The 4,028-nt window shown below is 70.1% G+C and carries 3 protein-coding genes and 1 pseudogene; 2 read left to right on the top strand and 2 right to left on the bottom strand.

Features of this window, described 5'->3' with window-relative positions; translation table 11 throughout:
- Positions 1–333 (bottom strand): annotated as a pseudogene (locus AB4Y86_RS13625) (aldose epimerase); the annotation flags it as partial.
- Positions 334–415: 82 nt separating this feature from the next.
- On the opposite strand from AB4Y86_RS13625, the gene galT reads away from it, so the two are divergent.
- Both galT and galK read left to right on the top strand, forming a co-directional pair.
- Positions 416–1,594, top strand: coding sequence for a galactose-1-phosphate uridylyltransferase (gene galT, locus AB4Y86_RS13630; RefSeq protein WP_441402749.1), 1,179 nt, complete (start codon positions 416–418; stop codon positions 1,592–1,594).
- Positions 1,591–2,751 (top strand): galactokinase, encoded by a 1,161-nt coding sequence (gene galK, locus AB4Y86_RS13635; protein WP_441402750.1) that lies wholly within the window; start codon positions 1,591–1,593, stop codon positions 2,749–2,751. Before galT ends, galK begins: the two co-directional genes overlap by 4 nt.
- A 74-nt stretch (positions 2,752–2,825) precedes the next feature.
- Here galK and AB4Y86_RS13640 read toward each other — a convergent pair whose 3' ends face one another.
- The gene (locus AB4Y86_RS13640; protein ID WP_441402751.1) at positions 2,826–3,710 is read right to left on the bottom strand and encodes a Bax inhibitor-1/YccA family protein; all 885 of its coding nucleotides are present in this window, start codon (positions 3,708–3,710) and stop codon (positions 2,826–2,828) included.
- Between the last annotated feature and the right edge of the window lie 318 nt (positions 3,711–4,028).

Consider the following 4,028-nt stretch of genomic DNA (forward strand, 5'->3'; position numbering starts at 1 on the left):
GTTGCGTGCTACCTCGGTGACGTCCAGCTGCTGCTTCTTGCCGTTCAGGTACCAGACGCCGTCCTCCACCCGGTTCGACCACGGCGCCAGGGTGATTCCGGTAGCGCCCGGGGGGATCTCGGCGTCGCCGTAGCTCTCCGTCAGCTGGACGCCCGCGCGGCTGTATAGCCTCAGGCCCGCTGCGAGCTCCGTGATGACGGCCAGGGCATCGCCCCGGCGCAGCTCATACTGCCGGCCGGTCGCGAAGCGCCGGGCGGAGGTGTCCCGGCCGCCTGCGGCGGACGGGCTTGCGGCGGACTGGCTTGCGGCGGAGGGGGAAGCTGGGGAGTCCATGGGCACCACGGTACCCAACGCGGGTCCGCCCGTACACGGCGGGGCTTTGCCGGAAGTTCCCGAAGTCTGATCGAATGATGGGATGCGCGCCAACAGCATCACCCAAGGCACCCTCGCCGACGGCAGGGAGCTCTATTACTTTGATGATGCGCGCGCCGAGGGCGGCGACGCCGGACCGCGGCGGGCTGGACCGGGGTCGTTCGCGGACCGTCGTGCGCTCGGCGAACGGGCGCCCGCCGGCGAACTGCGCTTCGATGCCCTCACCGGCGAGTGGGTGGCCATTGCCGCGCACCGGCAGTTCCGGACGCATCTTCCGCCCGCGGACGAGTGCCCGCTGTGCCCCAGCACCCCGGACAATCCCTCGGAAATCCCGGCGACGGACTACGACGTCGTCGTGTTTGAAAACCGTTTCCCCTCCCTGGGGCCCGACGTCGGGCGGCTCCCTGAGCGGCCGGCGTGGGGCACCGGGGTGCCCGCGTACGGGCGCTGCGAGGTGGTCTCCTTCACGCCACAGCACACCGGCTCCTTCAGCACCCTCGGTGAGGCCCGCGCCCGCACCGTGGTGGAGGCCTGGGCTGCCCGCACCGAGGCGCTCAGCGCCCTGCCCGGGATCCGCCAGGTCTTCCCGTTCGAGAACCGGGGCGCGGAAATCGGCGTCACCCTGCACCACCCGCACGGCCAGATCTACGCCTACCCGTACCTGCCGCCGCGGGCCGCCGTGCTGGCCGCCGCTGCCCGGAAATACTACGACGACGCCGGCGGCCGGGACACGCTGACCGGCTCGCTGCTGCGCGCCGAACGGTCTGACGGCAGCCGGATGGTGCTCGAGGGCCGGCACTTTAGCGCCTACGTGCCCTTCGCGGCCCGCTGGCCGCTGGAGGTGCACCTGGTTCCACACCGGCAGGTCCCCGACCTGGCGGCACTCAGCGGCGCGGAGAGGGACGAACTCGCGCCGCTGTACCTGGACCTGCTCCGGCGCCTCGATGCCCTCTACCCAACCCCCACGCCCTACATCGCCGCCTGGCAGCAGGCGCCGCTGGACGGGCTGCTCCGGCCGGCCGGCTACCTGCACCTGCAGCTGAGCTCTCCGCGCCGCGCCGCGGACAAGCTCAAATACCTGGCCGGCTCGGAGGCGGCGATGGGGGCTTTTATCAACGACACCACACCGGAGGCCGTGGCGGCCCGGCTCCGCACCGCAGCCGCCGGAACGTCAGCAGCCTCACCGGCCCCCGCGGCCCGAGCGCAAAGGAGCATCGCATGAGTGTCCCGGCGGGCATCGGTGAACTCCGCTCGCGGTTCGCGTCCGTCTTCGGGGCGGCCCCCGACGGCCTGTGGCAGGCCCCCGGCCGGGTCAACCTGATCGGCGAGCATACGGACTATAACGAGGGCTATGTGCTGCCGTTCGCCATCGACCGCACCGCCCGGGTGGCGGTCCGGGTCCGGCCGGACTCCACCGTGCGGATGCTGTCCACCTTCGGAAACCAGGGCCTGACACACGCGGACACCGGTGCCTTGGACCCCGCCAGGGCCAGGGGCTGGACGAAGTATCCGTTGGGCGTGCTCTGGGCGTTGGAACAGCGCGGCCTCGCCGTTCCCGGCCTGGACCTGCTGCTCGACTCGGATGTGCCGCGCGGGGCGGGCCTCTCCTCCTCGCACGCCATCGAATGCGCCGTCATTGTGGCCGTCAACGACCTGACCCGCGCAGGACTCAGCGCGCAGGACATGGTCCTGGCCACCCAGCGCGCGGAAAACGACTTCGTCGGTGCCCCCACCGGGATCATGGATCAGTCGGCCTCGCTCCGGGGCGCTGCGGGCCGGGCCGTCTTCCTCGACTGCCGTGACCAGGCCGTCCGGCTGGTGCCGTTCGACGCCGAAGCCGCCGGCTTGGTGCTGCTGGTGATTGACACCAAGGTCTCGCACTCGCACGCCAGCGGGGGCTACGCTGCCCGTCGTGCGTCCTGCGAGCTCGGCGCCGAAGTGCTTGGCGTCCGAGCGCTGCGCGACGTCGGACTCTCGGACCTCGAGGAAGCCTCCGGTCTGCTGGACGCGGAAACGTTCCGCCGCGTCCGTCATGTCGTCACCGAAAACGACCGCGTGCTGCGGACAGTCGAGCTGCTCGAGGCCAGCGGCCCGCGCGCGATCGGCGCGCTGCTGGACGACTCCCATGCCTCGATGCGCGACGATTTCGAGATCTCCTGCCCCGAGCTGGACCTTGCCGTGGAGACGGCCCGCCACGCGGGCGCCCTCGGCGCCCGGATGACCGGCGGCGGCTTCGGCGGGTCCGCGATCGCACTCACCCCGGCGGACGCGGAGCGCGCAGTGCGGGACGCCGTCGGACGCGCCTTCACTCAGGCCGGGTATGCCGCGCCGGACATCTTTCCGGTGCGCCCGGCGGCGGGCGCCCTGCGGTTGGCCTGAACGACCCCGGCAACGCAAAAACGGGCCCCGCCATCGGCGGGACCCGCTTCGGGTTTACTGGTGCCCTGCGGCCGTCAGTCGTCGCCGCGGAGGATGGCCAGCAGACGGATGATCTCGACGTAAAGCCAGACGAGGGTGACCGTGAGGCCGAACGCCGCCGTCCAGGAGAAGCGCTGCGGGGCACCGCTGCGGACGCCGGCTTCAATGCTGGTGAAGTCCAGGATCAGAGAGAAGGCAGCCAGGCCGATCGCGAGCAGGCCGATGAAGACGCCCAGCGGGATGCCGAAGATTTCGACGCTGGAGCGCAGGCCGAACGGGGACTGCACGGCGCCGGTCCACATCATGACCATGTTGACGACCGCGAAGACGGCGTAGCCGATGATCGCGATCATGAAGAAGCGCATGGCCTTGGGCGTGGCCCGGACCTTGCCGCTTTTGAACAGGACCAGGGTCACGGCGAAGACGGAGAGCGTCCCGATGACGGCCTGCAGTCCGACGCCCGGGAACATCCCGTCGAGGATCCGGGTGAGGCCGCCCAGGAACAGTCCCTCAAGGGCGGCGTAGGCCAGAATCAGCGCCGGCGACGGCTGCTTCTTGAAGGTGTTCACCATGGCCAGCACGAAACCACCCAGCGCGCCGACGATCATCAGCATCGAGGCCAGGCCCTGCGCCACAGTGAGGGTGACGGCTGCGCCCGCGATTACGGCAACGAGGCAGGCCGCGGTCTTCATAATGACGTCGTCGAAGGTCATGCGGCCGGTGTCGGCCGGCCCGGCAGCCGGGCGGTTGTACAGGTCCTTCAGCTGGTCGTTGCTCATGGCCTGCTGTGCCGGGTTCCAGCCGGTCTGGGCCTGGGCGTACTGCGGCTGGCCGTATCCCTGTCCGTACGGGGCTTGCGGGGCCTGGGTGGCCCCACGGAAGCTCTTTCCGTTGAAGATCGGGTTTCCGCCAAGTGCCATTGCTGGTGTCCTCCAAATTAAGGGGGTAGGTGATGATCGGTGGTGAAGATCCGTACACTTCACGCTACCAATTCCCACGCCCGGCGGGCGCGGGAAGTTCCCGTCCGGCTYCGGCCGCAACCCAACCGTGATGTGGCGGCGTGGACGGCCGCAGCACGCCCGCGGCCCGGGTCTGCCGAACCGTTCCGGGGCACCGGCGGCGCAGGACTGTTTAGGAAGCCTCCCGAACAACAAAAGTTTTCTTTAGTCCCGCTACATTGATGCGCCGGGCTCGCTTCACGGTTGTTACGCGATCGCGACGTACTGCCTGCTCACGAG

Origin of the sequence: Arthrobacter sp. 2YAF22_2, from assembly GCF_052114645.1 — a bacterium.
Taxonomy (GTDB): Bacteria; Actinomycetota; Actinomycetes; order Actinomycetales; family Micrococcaceae; genus Arthrobacter.